The sequence below is a fragment of the Rubrivirga sp. genome (assembly GCF_049648075.1).
In the GTDB taxonomy this organism is placed as follows: Bacteria; Bacteroidota; Rhodothermia; order Rhodothermales; family Rubricoccaceae; genus Rubrivirga.
In genome coordinates this window covers 1-2,174 of the sequence record NZ_JBARYR010000774.1, presented here as the reverse complement: position 1 = coordinate 2,174, position 2,174 = coordinate 1, and the positions used below count along the sequence as shown (strand labels likewise).

At 70.7% G+C, this 2,174-nt stretch carries 2 protein-coding genes; one reads left to right on the top strand and one right to left on the bottom strand.

Translation table 11 applies throughout. The features are described from left to right. The coding region (locus WBA11_RS20415) for a DNA-processing protein DprA (protein WP_424522469.1) at positions 1-537 on the bottom strand (537 nt) is incomplete at its 3' end. Positions 538-684: 147 nt separating this feature from the next. Between WBA11_RS20415 and WBA11_RS20410 the strand changes: the two genes are divergently transcribed. Beyond that, positions 685-2,174 (top strand): PAS domain-containing protein (locus WBA11_RS20410; protein ID WP_424522468.1); only part of this gene is annotated, 1,490 nt, incomplete at its 3' end.

The window sequence follows — 2,174 nt, the reverse complement described above, 5'->3', positions numbered from 1 at the left end:
GCGCTCGCGACCTCGACGTGCCCTGAGTGACCCGCTGTCTGTAGGAGCCGTAGTGTCCACGCCGTGCGCGGCGCCCACGACGACTCCGCGCCCCTGCGCCAGCGTCCGCCGCACGATGGTCTGGGCGGCCTCGAAGGGCTCGGCCTCGAGGGGCGCCGCGGCCAGAACGGTGAGGGCCGGCCACGCGAGGGCCTTTAAGTCTCCAAAGGCGTAGAGCACCGCGGGGCGGTCGGCTCGGTCGAGCGCATCGAGGCCGAGCGGCCACGGCTCGGATCCCGGAGCCAAGACGTGGATCTTTTTGTCCTCGAGGGCGCGGACACGTTGGGCGGTCCTTTCGATCGTCTCGTCGAACGCAGCGGCCCGGACCGTGCCGACGGTGCGGTCGGCGTTGGGAACACCTTTGAGCCGGAGCAGGACTTGCTCGAGCGGCGCCTCGCGCACGGCCTCGAGGGAGGGAAACCGTTCGAGGATCCGGTGTGCAGTGACGCGGCCGACGCCGTCGAGGGACAGCAGGGTGAGAGCGAACGTGGCGGACATGGCATCGAGGTCGTGTGGCACGATACCCCACACAAGCGTTACGAATCGGGACGGTATCGGTGGAAATGACGGCGGGAGTCGGCGTCCCTGACCGGTCTCGAGGTCCGGCACTCCGTTTGCGTTCAGGAGCGCGCAACCCCCCTGCGCATGTCCGCTCTGCCCCGCATCCTGTTCGTCGCCGCCCCCGACGCCGCCGTCGAGGCGCTCGACGCCGTTCGCCAGGGCGGCCCGGTGGAAGGGCGCCTAGCGCCGACCTCCGACATCCTGCGCTCGACGCTCGCCAAGGGCGCCGAGTCCTGGGACGCGGTCGTCTTCGTGCCCGGCGGACCCGTCGACGACGTCGAGGTCGCGGCCTACGTGCCCGACTCGATCCCTCTCGTCGTCGTCGCCGATCGCGTCCCGCTCCTCATGGCGGGGAGCGACGCGAAGGCCCTTCCGCTCCACGAGCTCGCCTATCTCGCCGCCGCGCTCGCCGCCAACCGAGCCGAGCCGCCGGCCTCGAGTCCGCCACTGGCCCCCGACGAAGCCGCGCCCGAGGAGACGCTCGAGGACGTCGCCCCCCCGAGCGCCTTGGACCACGACCGGCTGGCGTCCCTTGCCGATCACCTCCCCGTCGGACTCTACCGGACCTCGCTCGACGGCTACGTCATATATGCCAACCCCGCACTCGCTGACATCTTGGGCGTCCCGTCCGTGGAGGCGCTTGTGTCGGCCTCTGTCGAGCAGGATCTCGGATACCCGAGGGAGGCCTTTCTCGACGCGCTCCGCGAGACGGGATCCGTGCGGAACCTCGTTCTATCGTGGACGCGGCGAACCGGAGAGCGCATCCACACGCGCGAAAGCGCGCGGGCCGTCCGCGATGAGACGGGAAAGGTCCTCTACTACGAAGGCACCATCGAGGACGTCACCGCCGAGACCGAGGCGCTCCGCGACTTGCGCGATGCCGAGGCCAGCCTGTCGGTCGTGGCCGACCACGCGCCCCACGTCTTGTATCGGCTCCGGTACACGGCAGACGGGTCCTCCTTCGACTTTGTCAGCCCCGCCATCGAGGCTTTGACGGGCTACAGCCGCAGCGAAATCGAAGCCCGCGGCGGACTGTCCTCCTTGCTCGACCACCGAGAGGTGGTGGAAGGGGAGGGGCTGACGGACGGCCCCGTCGAGGGCGCCGACCGGTTCCGGGCGGTCTACCGGGTGCAGACCGCGCACGGCGAGCGCTGGGTCGAGAACACCGGCCGGCCGTGGTGCTCCGACGCCGGCTATGTTTTGGGGCTCGTCGGCGTCCTCCAAGACGTGACGGAGCGCAAGCTGCGCGAGGACCACCTCGCCGACGCGGCCCAGACCGCGCTCATCCGCCAGCGGGCCTTGGTCGACCTCGCCCAGCTCGAGGGCGTCGACAGCTTTGGAGCCCCGGCCGCCGCCATCGCCGCTGCCACGCTCGGTGCCGATGCGGTCTCGCTGTGGCGGTCCACCAAAACCGGCCGGCTCAAGCCCCTCCATGCCCCTGCCGCCCTCGATGAGGGCGCCGCGGGCCGCGCCCTCGAGGTCGCTCTCTCGACCGTCGCCTCCCAGCGGGCGATCGCCATCGACACCCTCGAGGACGATCAGGTCGACGACCTAGGGCTGCGTCCGTTTGCAGA